Origin of the sequence: Acinetobacter sp. S40, assembly GCF_016624705.1 — a bacterium.
Classification (GTDB): Bacteria; Pseudomonadota; Gammaproteobacteria; order Pseudomonadales; family Moraxellaceae; genus Acinetobacter.
In genome coordinates this window covers 53,889-70,136 of the sequence record NZ_JACVTU010000002.1, presented here as the reverse complement: position 1 = coordinate 70,136, position 16,248 = coordinate 53,889, and the positions used below count along the sequence as shown (strand labels likewise).

At 38.6% G+C, this 16,248-nt stretch carries 15 protein-coding genes; 6 read left to right on the top strand and 9 right to left on the bottom strand.

From position 1 onward, the window contains the following. The first annotated feature begins 110 nt into the window (after positions 1-110). Positions 111-1,295 (top strand): transcriptional regulator, encoded by a 1,185-nt coding sequence (locus IAE19_RS02875; protein ID WP_200459438.1) that lies wholly within the window; start codon positions 111-113, stop codon positions 1,293-1,295. Positions 1,296-1,298: 3 nt separating this feature from the next. Here the strand turns inward: IAE19_RS02875 and IAE19_RS02870 are convergent, their stop codons facing one another. Then, the gene (locus tag IAE19_RS02870; RefSeq protein WP_200459437.1) at positions 1,299-2,261 is read right to left on the bottom strand and encodes an alpha/beta hydrolase; all 963 of its coding nucleotides are present in this window, start codon (positions 2,259-2,261) and stop codon (positions 1,299-1,301) included. A gap of 177 nt (positions 2,262-2,438) precedes the next feature. Further along, complete coding sequence (mdh, locus tag IAE19_RS02865) at positions 2,439-3,611, bottom strand: iron-dependent methanol dehydrogenase (RefSeq protein ID WP_200459436.1); 1,173 nt, start codon at positions 3,609-3,611, stop codon at positions 2,439-2,441. 228 nt (positions 3,612-3,839) lie between these two features. On the opposite strand from mdh, the gene IAE19_RS02860 reads away from it, so the two are divergent. After that, positions 3,840-5,552, top strand: coding sequence for an AAA family ATPase (locus tag IAE19_RS02860; protein ID WP_200459435.1), 1,713 nt, complete (start codon positions 3,840-3,842; stop codon positions 5,550-5,552). 10 nt (positions 5,553-5,562) lie between these two features. After that, positions 5,563-5,934 (top strand): 5-carboxymethyl-2-hydroxymuconate Delta-isomerase, encoded by a 372-nt coding sequence (locus tag IAE19_RS02855; RefSeq protein WP_200459434.1) that lies wholly within the window; start codon positions 5,563-5,565, stop codon positions 5,932-5,934. A 177-nt stretch (positions 5,935-6,111) separates the two neighbouring features. On the opposite strand, the gene thiM is transcribed toward IAE19_RS02855, so the two are convergent. The 3 genes from thiM to IAE19_RS02840 all read right to left on the bottom strand — a co-directional run bounded on the left by thiM (position 6,112) and on the right by IAE19_RS02840 (position 8,527). Continuing rightward, positions 6,112-6,936, bottom strand: a complete 825-nt coding sequence (gene thiM / locus IAE19_RS02850) for a hydroxyethylthiazole kinase (RefSeq protein WP_200459433.1) — start codon at positions 6,934-6,936, stop codon at positions 6,112-6,114. 26 nt (positions 6,937-6,962) lie between these two features. Beyond that, on the bottom strand, positions 6,963-8,120 hold the full coding sequence (locus tag IAE19_RS02845; protein ID WP_200459432.1) for a hypothetical protein: 1,158 nt from the start codon (positions 8,118-8,120) through the stop codon (positions 6,963-6,965). A 149-nt stretch (positions 8,121-8,269) separates the two neighbouring features. Next, the gene (locus IAE19_RS02840) at positions 8,270-8,527 is read right to left on the bottom strand and encodes a hypothetical protein (protein WP_200459431.1); all 258 of its coding nucleotides are present in this window, start codon (positions 8,525-8,527) and stop codon (positions 8,270-8,272) included. 391 nt (positions 8,528-8,918) lie between these two features. On the opposite strand from IAE19_RS02840, the gene pepN reads away from it, so the two are divergent. Then, the gene (gene pepN, locus IAE19_RS02835; RefSeq protein WP_200459430.1) at positions 8,919-11,525 is read left to right on the top strand and encodes an aminopeptidase N; all 2,607 of its coding nucleotides are present in this window, start codon (positions 8,919-8,921) and stop codon (positions 11,523-11,525) included. A 102-nt stretch (positions 11,526-11,627) separates the two neighbouring features. Next, positions 11,628-11,972, top strand: a complete 345-nt coding sequence (locus IAE19_RS02830; protein WP_227612181.1) for a hypothetical protein — start codon at positions 11,628-11,630, stop codon at positions 11,970-11,972. 31 nt (positions 11,973-12,003) lie between these two features. Here the strand turns inward: IAE19_RS02830 and IAE19_RS02825 are convergent, their stop codons facing one another. After that, on the bottom strand, positions 12,004-12,447 hold the full coding sequence (locus IAE19_RS02825) for a universal stress protein (RefSeq protein WP_200459429.1): 444 nt from the start codon (positions 12,445-12,447) through the stop codon (positions 12,004-12,006). A 280-nt stretch (positions 12,448-12,727) separates the two neighbouring features. Here IAE19_RS02825 and IAE19_RS02820 point away from each other — a divergent pair, with 280 nt between their 5' ends. Continuing rightward, positions 12,728-13,171: an RDD family protein gene (locus tag IAE19_RS02820; protein ID WP_200459428.1), complete on the top strand. Its 444-nt coding sequence runs from the start codon at positions 12,728-12,730 to the stop codon at positions 13,169-13,171. Between the two features lie 48 nt (positions 13,172-13,219). Here IAE19_RS02820 and IAE19_RS02815 read toward each other — a convergent pair whose 3' ends face one another. From IAE19_RS02815 to tal, 3 genes are all read right to left on the bottom strand, one after another. Continuing rightward, positions 13,220-14,404 (bottom strand): benzoate/H(+) symporter BenE family transporter, encoded by a 1,185-nt coding sequence (locus tag IAE19_RS02815; protein WP_200459427.1) that lies wholly within the window; start codon positions 14,402-14,404, stop codon positions 13,220-13,222. Positions 14,405-14,518: 114 nt separating this feature from the next. After that, complete coding sequence (leuE, locus tag IAE19_RS02810) at positions 14,519-15,169, bottom strand: leucine efflux protein LeuE (RefSeq protein ID WP_200459840.1); 651 nt, start codon at positions 15,167-15,169, stop codon at positions 14,519-14,521. Between the two features lie 73 nt (positions 15,170-15,242). Further along, on the bottom strand, positions 15,243-16,232 hold the full coding sequence (gene tal / locus IAE19_RS02805) for a transaldolase (protein WP_200459426.1): 990 nt from the start codon (positions 16,230-16,232) through the stop codon (positions 15,243-15,245). Between the last annotated feature and the right edge of the window lie 16 nt (positions 16,233-16,248).

Here is a 16,248-nt window from a genome sequence, read left to right as displayed (position 1 = left end):
AAGCTTCTACAGCTTTGGTATAAGGTACTTTTGTACGCTATAGAGTTAGCATATAAGACGGAAGGTTGGAGAAAGGTTGGAGACCATGACAATTTTCAGGGAATATACAAATGGTTACAAAACAAAAGCTCAGGGAACAACGTAGTGCAGTTGAGACACTTCGTCAAGAAAGCATTCTCTCTACCCAACAGGCGGGTCAACTCAATGAAAGCATCGCCAGTTCTTGGCAACGCTCAGTTTCTGCGGCGATTCCAAAAGAGCGATCTGCTGCGCCATTATTATCTTTAGCGCAAAAGCAGCCCTCTGCACTTGATATTGCCTTGCAGTATTGTGGCAATGACCTTAAGCATGTTGCTGAACAGTCATCTATGGTGATTGCAGTAGGGGATGTGGGGAGTACCATTATTTGGACGGCTGCCAGTCAACAGATGCGTAGCGCTGCTGAACGTGTTCATTTTGTCGAAGGCGGGCAATGGGGTGAGGAAATGGTAGGGACTAATGCATTGGCTCTATCGATCAAAACTCGCCAATCCAGTTGTGTTTTTTCCAATGAACACTATATGCAGTCAGTACAAGACTGGGTGTGTTATGCCGCTCCTATTATTGACCCTCATTCTAGGCAATTACTGGGTGTGATTGACTTATCCACGACATGGACCAATCATAATTCATTAGGCATTTTAGCCGCTGAACGCTGTGCATCGATTATCCAAACAGCTTTACAGGAACAACAGCGTCAACAATTATATATACGTGCATTTTCTATTCCACAAGTGTTATTCAATGGAAAAAATCTAGTACTTACACCTCGTCAGATTGAAATTTTGAGTATCTTGGTTTTGTGCCCGCAGGGTTTAAATCTGGAAACTTTGCACCAGGCTCTTTATGGTGAGCGTAAAGTCAGTATGGGAACCTTAAAAGCTGAGATGTCACAGTTACGGGATGTGCTCGGAGGCATGCTGGGTTCACGCCCTTATCGGTTATTGGCCCATGTCGAAGCGGATTTTTTACAAGCTGAAAATGCACTTGATTCAGGTTATGTATCATCGGCATTACAGCTGTACACAGGAGTTTTCTTGGCAAAGACCGAGAGTCCTTTTTTGTGCGCATGGCGTGATTGCCTTGAATCACGTTTAAGTGATGCAATTTTTAAGGCTAAAGAAACAGACATGTTGCTTAAGCATGTGGCACGGTTTCCAGAAGCCATTGATGCGGTAGAACGCCTCATGGAGCTATTGCCACATGATCATCCAGCCCATCAGTCGTTAATTAAATATCAACAGGGACAAGGCTAAAACTCAAGGCATTTTGATTTTTAACCAGTCAAACAACTGCTGATAGACTTGATTGCGAATAGGCTCGGCAGATAGGACTAAATCATGCAAACCATGTTGAATGGTTTGAGTGGTGACGTCGCCTTTAATTTTCCTGGCATACTTTTCAATATCCTTTACTCCCAAAATCACATCACTTTGTGTGGCTTTTTTGCCCCAAGTTCTCGGATTTTTGGTCTGGTTCGAGTGCATAATCAGTGCAGGAATGGTTAATTTAACACCGCGATGAATTTCTTTTTGAGCAATATGAATGGCTCTAACAAAGCTCAATTGAACTTTTTTCATACTCGGTAGTTTCCAGTTTAGATCAAAAAACCATTCGCCATGAAAATTTTTATGCAAACTTGGTACATACCATTTGTTCAATCCACTTGGGAACTTCGCTTTCGGTAAATAACGACCCACTTGACTTAATAATGGAATACCGAACGTTTTCTTGAATACATTCATATTAAAATCATAAAAGGGGCTATTTGCCCAGAGTGCCTTGATTAGAGGGTGGTTGGAATAGTGTGCTGCATATAGTGTCGCAATGAGTCCGCCCGTAGAATGTCCCGCTAACAGTACCTGACTGTGATGTTCTTCCTCAATAATCTTAAGGGCTTCGGTAATTTCAGCGTCATATTCTTTTAAATCGAGGACATTGAATAAGATTTGGTGGGGCAGATGAGAACGTCCATATTTTCTCAAATCCAGCGCATAAAAATCATAGCCATGCTGATTGAATTGTTCGGCCATTTCGGTCTGAAAAAAATAATCAATAAAGCCATGAATATAAAGAACTGCTTTATTTGTTGATGTCGTTGCTTTCTTGCGTATTAACGTTGCAATAACTTTGCCCTCATAATCATCGGGAAAAGTTAATGTAAGCTGTTGATAGTCATCACCTAAAACATCTGGAGTATATGGATTCATATTTTTATTCATTGATTTTTAATGCATGAAATCATCCTTGTATGAAAATATGATTTTGTCAATCAATGACAAGAAAAAAAGAGGGAATATCTTGGAGGAATATCCCCTCAAGTGAGCAAGCCGATTGGAGAGAGAAGCTTGCTCTGAGGTAAAAAGGTGGAGTTTGTTCTTGATTTAAAGCGAGGAAAATTAAAGTGCCGCTTTGAAAATGTCCACGACCTGTGCATGAGTTGCCTTTCGTGGGTTGGTGAGCATACACGCATCTTTCTGAGCATTTTCTGCCATAATCGTCAGATCTTCAGTTTTAACTCCTAATTCTTTTAGACCAGATGGGATGCCAATCGATGTTGATAATTCACGAATCGCTTCAATCGCCGCACGCGCAGCCTGATTTCTGGTTAAACCTTGTGTTTGAACGCCCATTAATTCAGCAATGCGGGCATAGCGTTCAGGGCAGGCAATCAAGTTAAACTCACAAACATGCGGCAATAACACAGCATTACATACACCATGAGGTAAGTTGTAGAAACCTCCTAATTGATGTGCCATAGCGTGTACATATCCTAATGAAGCATTGTTAAAAGCCATTCCTGCCAAATATTGGGCATAGCTCATGGCATCACGTGCTTCCAGATTTTCACCATTGGCAACCGCAGGGCTAAGCCATTCACTAATCATGGAAATAGCCTTTTCTGCACAGGCATCGGTAATGGGATTGGCTGCGGTTGAAACATAAGCCTCAACGGCATGAGTCAATGCGTCCATACCTGTCGCAGCAGTCAAACTTGCTGGCTTAGCCACCATGAGTTTCGGATCATCAATCGCAATAAGAGGCGTACAACGCCAGTCAACAATGGCCATTTTGACATGTGTGTCAGTATTAGTAATGATACAGAAACGTGTCATTTCTGAGGCTGTCCCTGCTGTTGTGTTCACCGCGATTAATGGCGTCATTGGAACTTTACTTTTATCAATGCCTTCATAATCACGAATATGTCCACCACCCGCAGTCACTAGACCAATACCTTTGGCACAATCATGTGAAGAACCGCCACCTAGTGAGACAATGAAGTCACAATGATTGTCGTTATAGGCATCGACACCATTATGTACATTCTTATCGGTTGGGTTAGGTTCTGCACCAGAGAAAATATGACTATCTACCCCTGCATCTTTTAAATATTGAGCAATGATATCGGCCACACCAAACTTAAAAAGACCTGCATCTGTGACAATGAGCGCTTTTTTTGCACCTAAATTTTGTGCCTTCATTCCGATTTCCTTGGCACAGCCTGGGCCAAAAAGGGAGACACACGGGATATAAAAACCATTTGTTTGGTCAGCAATATTTTTTAAAGCCATGGAGCGATTCCTTCTTCCATTTAGTCCATTTGTTATTACAGGTGATCTTCACCGTGAGCCTAGTATTCTGATTTGGCCATTTTTTTCCTACCTACCAAAAACCTACCAATAAATATTTTGTTTTATATATTTGAAATATATGGATTTTTATATTTTAAATAGCTTTCGGATTTCACTTTTGAATGAAAGTCGTTAAGCTATGGGCTGTTTTATTGAAATGATCAGGTTATGAAGCAAGAAACTGCACTGAAGTTATTAAAAGCGGGTGAAAATGTGTTTTTAACAGGTTCGGCTGGTGCAGGAAAAACATATACCCTCAATCAATACATCAATTACTTAAAAGCGCGTAAAGTACCCGTTGCGGTAACTGCTTCTACAGGAATTGCAGCAACTCATATGAATGGCATGACCATTCATACTTGGGCAGGTATTGGGATTAAAGATCATTTGAGTGAAGATGATCTCAAACGCATGAAAGAGCGTAAGTATTTAAAAGAACACCTTGAAAATGCACAAGTTTTGATCATTGATGAAATTTCCATGTTGCATGCCAAACAGCTTAATCTTGTCAACAAAGTCTTGAAATATTTCAAGGAAAGTGATGAGGCTTTTGGTGGAATCCAAGTGATTGTGGCTGGAGATTTTTTTCAGTTACCGCCTGTGGGTAAAAATGATGAACGTAATCGTGATAAATTTTGTTTTATGTCAGATGCGTGGGTAGAAGCAAAATTTCGTGTGTGTTATTTGACTGAACAGCATCGTCAGGACGATGAAATCCTGAATAAGATTTTAAATGCCATTCGTGCGCAAAATATTCAACGAGAACATACTCAGGCGTTGCAACAATCCCGTCAGCAGGATATTGGCGATACTTTTACCCGTCTTTATACCCATAATATGGATGTGGATAATATTAATTTTCAACATTTAAATGAAATTGAAAATGAAGGACACCAGTTTAATGCAGTACTTGATGGAAATGAAAAGTTACTGGAAACTTTAAAATCCTCGGTTCGCGCACCTGAAGAACTCATACTTAAAAAGTATGCCAAAGTAATGTTTGTAAAGAACAATTTTGATATGGGATATATCAATGGCAGTTTAGGCGAAGTGATTGGTTTTGAAGAAGATGATGAACACGGAATTTTACCTAAAGTGAAAATGACTGACGGAACTACGCTACTGGTAGAGCCAGAAACGTGGTCAGTTGAAAATGAGGCAGGAAAAAGTATTGCCAGTTTTCAGCAAATTCCACTTCGTTTGGCATGGGCAATTACCATACATAAAAGTCAGGGTATGACGTTGGAAGCAGCCGAAATTAACTTATCTCATACCTTTGAAAAAGGTCAGGGGTATGTGGCATTGTCTCGACTAAAATCTTTAACTGGTTTGCGTTTACTAGGTTTTAATGAACAGGCGTTAGAGTTAGATTCATTGGCTTTAAAAGCAGATAAACGCTTTCAGGAGTTATCACAAGAAGCGGAAAGCCATTTTGCAGAAACCGATTTAAACGATCAACATAAAGCGTTTATTCGGCATTGTGGTGGAACATTAAATGAAACCGAAATTATAAGAAATGAGAAAAAACTAGCCAAAGGCGAAAAGCAAAATTATGGTTCAGCAACACTGGATGAAACTCGTTTGCTATTTGAAGAGGGTTATGAAATTCAAGATATCGCCGTTGAACGTGGTTTAACGCCGGCTACTATCATTAACCACCTAGCAAGATTAAATAAAGAACAAGGACTCGATATTTCAGTGGCCCATCCTGGCGATGAAGTGGTTGAACAAATACGCAAATTATTTAAACGAGTTCAAAAAAGTAAAAGACCTGAGCATTTCAATGATGATGGTTCAATTAAGCTTAAACCGATTGTCGAGTTGACTAGTCCGCGTATGGGCTATGATCAGGTACGTTTAGCATTGTTATTTATTGAATAGGGGCACGGCTATGCCACATGTAATCGTTGATTATTCTGCAAATTTGGACAATGTGGAACCCAAACAATTATTGTTGAAAATTAATGCTGCATTGGTGGAAACAGGCTATTGTGAAGCGATTGATATTAAATCTCGGGCACATAAAGATAATGTTTATGTAATTGGACTAGAAACTGAGCAGCAAGCCTACGTCCATGTCAAAGTCTATTTGCTATCTGGGCGTAATCAACAGCAGAAACAGGAAATTGGCGAAAAAATTTTGAATACATTAATTTCTTATTCTGCACTGCAGCAGCAAGATTTTCCTGTACAAAGTTGCGTTGAGTTGATTGAAATGCCTAAACAGGATTATTTCAAACAGGTTATTGAAAAGCGATTTTGATCAGGAGAAAGCATTTTTTCCTTTCATAATGATTCTGTCAAATGAACATTTTGGCAAGCTATCATTGTTTATAGTTCTTATCTAGACGGCCATGATCAGATTCGAGAAAGTGTTTATTTCCTTTTTAGAACTGTCTGCCTGAGCAACGGGAGCAGGCAGACGATTATCTAGTCTTCTTTAATCATCCGAAATAAGTTCGATACAGGCATATTGTTCAATCAAATTTGCATCCATCATATGAATATAATCCATAAACATAGTATTAAAACTACCTACCGTTTGTGCCTGATCAAAAGCAAGTTTCCCCGCAATGGCAAAATGAATATGAGCAGCAATCGTCGCGAGATGTACAGTTGTTACAGCACAGTAGGCTGCGATCAACGCCCCTAATGCACAGCCCGTTGCGGTAATTTTAGGTTGTAAATAACTGCCACCACGGATCTTAACGATACACGTCATGGCATTTGACAGGATATAGTCATTTTCGCCCGAAATAGCCACACAGCTAGTTTTGCTGAGTAAGCTTTGTGCGAGTTGGAACATATCATCGCTTTTAAGGGTACTATCTACACCTTTTGCTTGAGTGACATTTCCTGCAAGCGCACTGATTTCAGAAGCATTACCGCGAATGACAGAAGGATGATAGTGCAGTAGTTCATTGACCATATCGCTACGCCATTTTAAGATTGGACCATAACCGACAGGATCAAGTACCCAAGGAATTTGCTGTTTATGAGCTGTTTGGGCTGAAATCTGCATAGCTTGCATTTGTTCGGTGGTTGGTGTTCCCATGTTAATGCTAAGCGCGCCACTTATTTGAGTAAAGCTTTCTGCTTCAAAAGGATTATCAATCATAGCTGGAGATGCTCCAGCGGCCAGTAATACATTGGCTGTATAATTAGCAGCAACGCTATTGGTAATGCATTGCACTAAAGGCGTTTGCTCTTGCAATTTTTCCCATGCATGAATGACATAGTCGATAATATTGGACGAGTTATACATATATCCCCCTTAGCAATTTATAAGAATTATTGCGTAAAATAATGATCTTGATGTTTGCAAGTTCGGCAAATCAGAGAAACGTAATCGGCTGCATCATAATCCACTTCCAAATCATGGGAACCACAATACATACACCGTTTAATGGCATAAAAATTGAATCTCGGTTCAATTTTACGCCATGCGCGCCAAATCGGTTGAATAAAAATAGTTTCATCATAAGATAAAAAATGGAATAAAAAAATCTGGCTCATTTTGCTTAAAGGCAGATTCATAGGACGTGGCAGAGTGGATGTTTCCCATTTTTCAGTTACTGAACGTTCCCGATATTGTTCCAAAGTTTTCTTTAATATATTGGTATTAATAAAATTTTCATTACGCGGCTGCAAAGCCTTTTTGCTGTGCAAATATTCAAGTGCCGTTTGAATGAGATAATAAATTTGGCCAACCGCCAGACCATCCATGAGTTTGTAACAGAACTGCTGAAAGCTACGATTTCCCGCGATTTGTATGCCCCATGTACGGCAATACATTTGCATAAATTGAATGATTTCCTGATAGAGTATGACAAATAAAACATCTTTAACTTCATTTGTAGTTTTATAGGGAATACCTAGACTCAGGTTTTCATAGAACCAATGACGTAATTGTTGAGCGATACTAAATAAGCTTGGTTCGTTGTAACCCTCTAAGCGCACTCTTAAATAATAAACAGGATGATTATCGTGAGGCTTTTTTGAGGCCAAAATCCCCGATTTAATCAACTCTTTAAGTAAACTGTACTGAAATAAATAATTCGGGCTAATGTATTCGTATTTGACTTGGTCCCAATAAATATATTCATCATGCGGAATGTTCTCTTGAATACGGTCATCTAGTAAAGCCAGTAGAAAGAGTTTGTTTAATAGACTTAAGTCTTCCAGATTATAGATGACATCGTCTTTAATTTTATTTTTACGTTGTTCCTGTTGTAAAGTATCCTGCATCATTTTTTTACGCTGCTTAGTACAACTTGCACAATGACAGACCATTCTTGTATCAATAAAGACCTGATGTTGGCAATGACTGCATTCATGAAATTGAACGTCCTGATCGAACTGATCTGCTTCTACAAAGTACATTGCGGCTTGACACAAAGGGCAAAGTGTACTTTCATCTAGCTGTTTTTTCAGAATATTCAGAGTCATGCCTTAGAGATATACAAGTATAAAAAAGAGATTATAACTTGCTACAGAGAGATTGTTCAGATGAAACTTACACAATCGTGGCTGAGTAAAGTAAAAAAGCCCAAACTGGCTAGAGCAAATTTGGACTTTTTCCATAAAAGTGAACGGTTTTAGACAGGGCAGGGTAAGGATTCATCATGCTGTCCTAGTTTCTTAGCAGCGATTAGTGCTTTAACCTTTTTGCTAGGAACTTTCTCTTTGCCTAATGCATCATATGTATTCACGATGCTGGTGACATCTTGTGCATTTAGCTGAATACCTTCAGCCGTCATAAACACAGCAATCACATGATGACATACGCCTGCATCATGTAAATCATGAATGGCTTTAATGTTTTCCGCACGGTATAAATGTTGAGTTAATTCCATCTTATTTTACCTCTCGGCTATTTTGTATCTATATGGGATGTGAACTTTAGTTTGACTGATTGAATCCTTTATGACTAAGCAAGAAGCGTGCACAAAATGTAAACACCTTAGAAAAAAAGTAATTCAACGTAAGGTGTGCAAAAAAATGTGCAAATTTATAAGACAATCTGTAAGCACTATTCAATGCTTTTTCAGATCTTCCCTATTTAAATTCATTGATAATTAGATTAAACGCATATTTTTAAACCACTAACAATTGAAAAATAAAACTATTACACCCATGTTAATTATAAATTGAAACAACACAGACACTTCAGAAAAGTTGGCGTATGATCAGGTTCATACACAATAAATACTGATGCCACCTTTGATATGGCCTATAGGAAGAAATATGAATATTGCGGCGAACCCACACGTTCAGGTGGATCAAACTGTTTATCTTAAGGATTATCAAAAACCCTCATTTTTAGTGGAGTCGGTTAATCTTGATATTCAAGTTTTTGATGATCATACGGTGGTTGATTCGACTTTGGTCATGAAGCGTCAGACTGCTGGAGATATCGTATTATTAGGTCGTGATCTTGAATTGAAATCGATAGTATTGAATGGACAGAGCTTAACATCTGAACAATATCATCTTGATAGTGAGCAATTAGTGATTACTGATGCGCCAGATGACATCATTTTAAATACTCAGGTAATTATTCATCCTGAAACAAATACGCAGCTTGAAGGTCTATACAAAGCAGGTAATTTATTTGTTACCCAAAATGAACCTGAAGGCTTTCGTAAAATCACCTTTTATCCTGACCGTCCTGATGTACTGGCCGAATTTACTACGCGTGTTGAAGCCGACAAAAAATATCCTGTGTTATTAGCCAATGGGAATTTACTGGAAACTGGAGAAGCGGGTAATAATCGTCACTTTGCTATATGGCAAGATCCAACCAAGAAACCAAGCTATTTATTCGCTTGCGTGATTGGCGATTTGGCTGTTCTAAAAGACAGGTACACCACTTCTGAAGGACGTGATGTTGCATTAGAGATTTATGCAATAGAAAAAGATATTCCAAAATGTCACATCGCCATGGAAGCCTTAAAACATTCCATGCGGTGGGATGAGGAACATTATGGGCGAGCATACGATCTGGATAATTACATGATTGTGGCGGTGAGCCAGTTCAACATGGGTGCAATGGAAAATAAAGGTTTAAATATCTTTAACACATCATGCGTGTTGGCTGATGAAGAATATACGACCGATGCTGCTATTATGCGGGTGCAATCTGTAATCGCGCATGAATATTTTCATAACTGGACAGGCAACCGTATTACTTGCCGTGACTGGTTCCAGCTGTGTCTAAAAGAAGGGTTGACGGTTTTCCGTGATCAATCTTTCTCTGAAGATTTACAATCGGCTGCCGTACAACGGATTGATGATGTGGCGGTACTTAAAGCGCATCAATTTCCTGAAGATGCGGGGCCATTATCACATCCACCGCGTCCTGACCATTTTGTTGAAATTAATAATTTCTATACCGCAACCGTTTATGAAAAGGGTGCGGAAATTAACCGTATGATGTCGACTTTGCTTGGAAAGCAAAAATTCCGCAAGGGTACGGATGAATATTTTCGCCGTTATGACGGACAAGCGGTCACAGTAGAAGACTGGGTGGATGCATTATCGACTGGTTCAGGCGTGGATTTGACAAGCTTTTTAACTTGGTACAATCAACCGGGTACGCCTAAACTAGAGGTTCGTGGTGAATACGATGCGCAATATCAAACGTATCGTTTAAGCTTAAAGCAAAGCCTAAAAACTCATCCGAAATATCCGAATTTAAAAGCAGTTCCAATTCCTGTCGCACTTGCATTATTTAATGCCAAAACGGGTGAGCAATATACGCTTCATTGCCCAGAATTATTTGTTGATGGTGTTCAGGATGGCGTGTATTTATTTGATCAAGATGCTGCCACTATTGAATTCACTCAAGTTGCAGAACAACCTGTTGTGTCATTACTGCGTAATTTTTCAGCCCCTGTAAATCTGGAATTTGATTATAACGATGATGAATTGGCATTTCTGATTCAATATGAAACCAGTGGTTTTAACCAATGGCAGGCGAGTCAAACGCTACTTGAACGAATCTTGTTAAAAGATCATGACGTAAAGCCTTATATTCAAGCCATTAAAAACACTTTGCCTGATCTGGTGGGTAAAGATCCCTTATTAGCATCACGTTTATTTGATGTGCCAACAGAAGGTTATTTGGGTAGTCGTATTGATGCCAACTATGAACCTGAAATGATTCAGGAAAAGCGCAATTCTGTGCTGGAAACATTGGCACGTGAATTAGGTTCATTCTGGAAAGAAACTTATTTGTCGCTTGATCCATCATTGCAAGATGATTTCTCTCAAGCGATGGGTGAGCGGGCTTTAAAAAATATTATGTTGGCCATGATGGCGCGTCAGGGCGATGAGAGTGTATTTGAGTTGGCCTATGAACAATATGCACAGACACACAATATGTCAGAATGTCTAGGAGCATTAAGGGTATTGGTCTGGAATGATGCACCACAAGCGCAACAAGCTTTGGATGACTTTTACGCACGTTATAAAGACGAAGCTTTATCATTGGACCAATGGTTTATGGTTCAAGCAGCCAATCCAAATGCAACGGCTGAAACTATTCAAAGTTTAACTCAGCATTCCGATTATGATTTGGGAACTCCAAACCGTGTACGTGCAGTCAGTGGAGGTTTAAGTAATAATCCTGTTCATGCATGGAGTTTTGGGGTAGAACATTATATTGGGTTGGCAGAATACTTTGATGAAAAGAATCCAATTTTAGGCTCTCGTTTATTACAGGTATTGTCGCGTTGGTATACATTGGCTGAACCGCAGCGCAGTAAAGTACAAACCGCATTAAAAGCCTTGCAATCTCGAGTGAAATCTAAAAATGTAACGGAAACTTTAAATAGTATTTTAAGTATTTAGATCATATGAAATATAAAACAGCACTGGTTTATTAAAAGTAGTGCTGTTTTATTAAATAGTAATGGTATGATGATCCTAATTTATCGGCATCATGATATTTTAATGTCTCATCTCTCAAAATATATTCAAAGTATTCTGTATCCAGAGCAACCTTCTGAGCATCAGGTTATTGATAAAGAAGAGAAAATAAAAGAATGGTTTGATGGAGATATTCAGGTCATTGGGAAAATGTCGCTTTTTCAGTTTGAAAATGGCATTACCATTCGCAAGATTGAAGAGCATGATGCGGTAGCTCTTGAAATCGAAGCCTGTCGTGAACACTGGATTAGCTACGAAGTAGTAGATCATCAAAATCAATCTGGTGAAATAACCCCTAAACGTATTCAATTTAATTCAGAATGTCGTGAAGCATTTTGGCTGAAATATTTTCAAGATGAAAGTGTGTAAAGAAAAACCGCCTCGGCGGTTTTTCATGTCATTAAGCTTTTACAATTAAAACGGGTACAGGGCTTTCAGCGAGCACTTTTTGTGCGACGCTCCCAAGCACTAATTTTTTAAAGCCAGAACGTCCATGCGAACCCATAACGATCAGATCAGCATTGACCTCATCTGCAATATTTATAATACCTGTCGCAGTTGGTTCTTCACGAATAATCTTAATATTTGCTGTTATGCCATTTTCTGTAAAAGTATTTTTAATTTTTTCAAGATGCTTCTCTGCGTTTGCCTCGGCTTCAAATAAATGTTCAGTTACAGTAGGTGCAACTTTATAAAAATCTACACCTACGAAAGGATCAATAGCGACGACACTCATAACCGTTACTGTACTATCAAATGCTTTGGCAAGATCAATAGCGTGTTGTACTGCCGCGGCTGAAAGAGGTGAGTCATCGACTGGAACCAATATACGTTGATAAGCCATAATATTTCCTCTTAATTTATTGTTTCTAAAAATCTTTTATAGTTTCAGGCTAACATAGTATTCAAAGTTTTTGTCTCTAAAAATTATTATTATTTGTATAAACTGACATACAATCATGTATCACTATTTAAAAAATTTAAACCGGCTATTCTGTTTGAATAATAAATATGCATGATTATTTAGTTGCATATTTCGTCTTTTTCTTTTTTCTATTAGGATGAAAGAAATGATCTATGTTTTAAATATAAATAGATCTACATAACAACAACGTGAGGAAAAAATGTCATACAAATACGAATATGCAGGCTTTTGGGTGCGTTGTGGTGCCTCAATTATTGATACGCTGATTATGATGTTGGCGATTATTCCCTCGGCATGGATTTTTTATCAAGGCAATTACGATCTGGTTTTTTCTACTGGTTTAAGTGAGCAGAAACCTTCGCTTTGGTTCGATATATTGGTTAATTATATTTTTCCTTTTTTGTACACTATTTTATTTTGGTTATATCTAGGTGGAACACCGGGTAAGCGTCTGATGCGTCTTAAAGTCTTGGATGAAAAAACTGGTAATAAGCTTACTTTAGGACAGTCAATCATTCGCTATATTGGTTATATTCCATCAACATTAGTCTTTATGTTGGGCTTTATCTGGATTGCATTTGACTCAAAAAAACAAGGCTGGCACGATAAAATGGCAAAAACAGTAGTAGTAAAAGAATTGTAAACATGAGAAAACACGATGCTAAATCTTCATCGTGTTTTCTTATAAAAGTTATTTGGAGCCTGACTTTTTAAATTTTACTTTCAATACAAGGGAAACTATGATGCCCACAATTAATCCCCAAAAAGCAGAACCAATCCCAAAGAATTGAACGCCAGATGCGCTACATAAAAAGGTGAGTAAGGCTGCCTCTCGATCACTGGGTTCATGAAAAGCAATCGCGATATTATGGCTAATTGTGCCAAACAGTGCGATACCTGCCAGTGCCATGATGAACAGAGTTGGAAATGACATCAACAAACTGGTTAAAGTTGCTGCAAATAGTCCCATTAAAATATAGAAAAATCCGCAACTCATTCCAGCAATATAACGTTTGGCAGGATCTGGATGAACTTGATCATCTAAACTTACTGCTGCGCTGATTGCTGCAATATTAACGGTATAGCATCCAAAAGGTGCCAGTACGGTTTGCGTTGCCCCAGTCCATCCGATGAGATGATTAACATGAGGTTGATAACCGTAGCTTTTAATCATGGCAATACCAGGTAAATATTGTGATGCCATATTAATCACAAACAATGGTAGCGCTAATCCCAAGATAGCTGACCATGTAAACTCTGGGGTAATCCATGTAGGTTTTGCCAAATCCCAGTGTAGAACGGGAGGGTGAAATTCCATGAAAAATGGACACATAGCTATACCAATCACCACTGTTATAACAATACAGTAACGGGGCCACAAGCGTTTTGAAACAATATAAACCGCCAGTAAACTTAAAATAAATTGCCAGTGGTCTTGCATATTGGCAAAAATGGCAATTCCAAATTTAAGTAAAACACCCGCCAACATGGCACTGGTTAAACTTTGGGGAATATGGGCAAGGACTTTTTCAAATACCCCAAAAAAACCCAAAAGTGCTGTGATCAGTCCACATACTAAAAAAGCACCAATTGCTTCATGTAAACTATAGCCACTTCCAGTAGCAATAATTAAGGCTAGACCCGCAGTAGACCATGAGGTTGCAACTGGATATTTAAATTTCCATGAAAGAATCAGACCTGATAAACCAATGCCTATTCCTAATGCCCAAAACCATGAAGTAATTTGTTGGGTATTTGCCCCCAGTATCTGTGCTGCCTGAATGACCAACACAGCAGATACACTGATTCCAATAAGAAAAGTAACAAATCCAGCAAAAGCGGCAGGAAGTGAAAAATCACGGATAAATTTTTGCATGATTCAGCTTGAGATTATAAGGTGTTTAAGAAAAATGCTTCTCAAAATTGAGTCAATCAGAAAAGCATCAACTGTATTCTAATCGGGCGATGATTTAAACAAAAGGTAAAATTATTACAATGTTGAGGTCGCAAGTTTTAAACCAAAACCAAAGAATAAAATCCCGACCATAAAGATACTGATCGCGGAAATTTTATGTTGCGATTTAAAAAATGCAGATAATTTCACCCCCGAAAAAATCAGGAGGGTCAGATAGCTTAAACTGACACATTGTAAAATAATCGATAAAACTAAAAAACTCAGTGCTGGATAAGGATAAGCAGGATCGACAAACTGAACAAAAAAAGATAGGAAAAATAAAATCGCTTTCGGGTTCAATAAACTTATGCCTAAAGCAGTGCGGTAAGGGTGGATCTGATCAAGTTTTGGTAAATCCGCCATTTGAATGTCTTCAACTGATTTATTTTTCCAACGCTGATAGCTAGCTTGAAGAAGCTTAAAACCTAAATAAGAAAGATAAAGGGCACCTATGATTTTTAAAGTAGTAAATATCCATGGAAAAGCGTGCATCAGTGAAGCAGCCCCAAGTACAGTACATAAAATTAAAATTGTATCGCCTGTAAAAATACCAAATGCACCACGATAACCTGTTTTAATTCCATAGCGCGAAGCAATCGACATCACATAAATAGAATTAGGTCCCGGTAAAAACACAATTAACAAAGTACCAATGATGTAAGTTGCTAGATCTGTAATCCCGAACACGAACATTTACTCATAAAAAAACCGAATTTTGTACTATAACAAAAATCGGTTTAAATATGTGAATAATCAAATATTAGGGTTGAATCTCGGCATCAATTCCAAAAGACTGACGCAATAAAGTATTGAGTTGATCTCGTGCTTTAATGAAACCATCCACGCCACTTTGCAAGAGTTGAAATGCCATCAAATCGTGTTCAAGTTCAATTTTAAAACTTTCTCTAGTTTGATCTTCGCGATTAATTTTTTCGGCTTTTGATGCCGATTCTTGGCTAAGTACGGTTTCGACCTGACGGTTATCCTGACTCAATTCAGCAAGTAACGTAGGGGAGATTGTAAGTAAATCGCAGCCTGCTAAACCAAGGACTTGCTCGACGCTACGGAAACTTGCTCCCATCACCTGAGTTTGAATAGCTTGCTGTTTATAATAGTTATAGATTTTCTTGACAGAAATCACACCTGGATCTTTTTCGATCGGATAATGGTCTACCTTTTCAGCCTTTTTGTACCAATCTAAAATACGTCCAACAAAGGGAGAAATTAAAGTAACTTTTGCGTCTGCACATGCTTGGGCTTGATGTAAGCCAAACAATAAAGTTAAGTTACAGGCAATGCCTTCTGCCTCAAGTATTTTAGCTGCCTGAATACCTTCCCATGTTGATGCAATCTTAATTAAAATTCTTGATTGATCAATGCCATACTCTTTATAAAGTTTGGATAATTCACGCGCCTTTTGAAGAGTGGCATCGGTATCATAAGACAATGATGCATCTACTTCGGTAGAGACTCGACCTTCAATCAGTTTTAAAATTTCAACGCCAAATTTGACTGTCAAAATATCAATAGTCCGTTCAATCAGTTGGTCTGCCTGATAGCCTTCTTGACGTGCCTGAGTATAGGCGGCTTCAATCAGTTCACGATTTTCAGGCTGACTCGCAGCAGCCGTGATTAACGATGGGTTAGTTGTGGCATCCAGAGGACGAAACTGACGAATCGCTTCAAGGTCGCTACTATCAGCGACAACGGTAGTTACATGTTTTAATTGGTCTAAAGCTGTCTGTGTCATTGCAATCAACATTCTG

What these genes read in the sequence shown, in the direction of transcription:
- IAE19_RS02870 (WP_200459437.1), bottom strand. Translation starts at nt 2,261, where the DNA reads ATGAATAAAAATATGAATCCATATACTCCAGATGTTTTAGGTGATGAC.
- tal (WP_200459426.1), bottom strand. Translation starts at nt 16,232, where the DNA reads ATGACACAGACAGCTTTAGACCAATTAAAACATGTAACTACCGTTGTC.
- mdh (WP_200459436.1), bottom strand. Translation starts at nt 3,611, where the DNA reads ATGGCTTTAAAAAATATTGCTGACCAAACAAATGGTTTTTATATCCCG.
- IAE19_RS02820 (WP_200459428.1), top strand. Translation starts at nt 12,728, where the DNA reads ATGTCATACAAATACGAATATGCAGGCTTTTGGGTGCGTTGTGGTGCC.
- IAE19_RS02825 (WP_200459429.1), bottom strand. Translation starts at nt 12,447, where the DNA reads ATGGCTTATCAACGTATATTGGTTCCAGTCGATGACTCACCTCTTTCA.
- IAE19_RS02830 (WP_227612181.1), top strand. Translation starts at nt 11,628, where the DNA reads ATGTCTCATCTCTCAAAATATATTCAAAGTATTCTGTATCCAGAGCAA.
- IAE19_RS02855 (WP_200459434.1), top strand. Translation starts at nt 5,563, where the DNA reads ATGCCACATGTAATCGTTGATTATTCTGCAAATTTGGACAATGTGGAA.
- pepN (WP_200459430.1), top strand. Translation starts at nt 8,919, where the DNA reads ATGAATATTGCGGCGAACCCACACGTTCAGGTGGATCAAACTGTTTAT.
- thiM (WP_200459433.1), bottom strand. Translation starts at nt 6,936, where the DNA reads ATGTATAACTCGTCCAATATTATCGACTATGTCATTCATGCATGGGAA.
- IAE19_RS02875 (WP_200459438.1), top strand. Translation starts at nt 111, where the DNA reads ATGGTTACAAAACAAAAGCTCAGGGAACAACGTAGTGCAGTTGAGACA.
- IAE19_RS02815 (WP_200459427.1), bottom strand. Translation starts at nt 14,404, where the DNA reads ATGCAAAAATTTATCCGTGATTTTTCACTTCCTGCCGCTTTTGCTGGA.
- IAE19_RS02845 (WP_200459432.1), bottom strand. Translation starts at nt 8,120, where the DNA reads ATGACTCTGAATATTCTGAAAAAACAGCTAGATGAAAGTACACTTTGC.
- IAE19_RS02860 (WP_200459435.1), top strand. Translation starts at nt 3,840, where the DNA reads ATGAAGCAAGAAACTGCACTGAAGTTATTAAAAGCGGGTGAAAATGTG.
- IAE19_RS02840 (WP_200459431.1), bottom strand. Translation starts at nt 8,527, where the DNA reads ATGGAATTAACTCAACATTTATACCGTGCGGAAAACATTAAAGCCATT.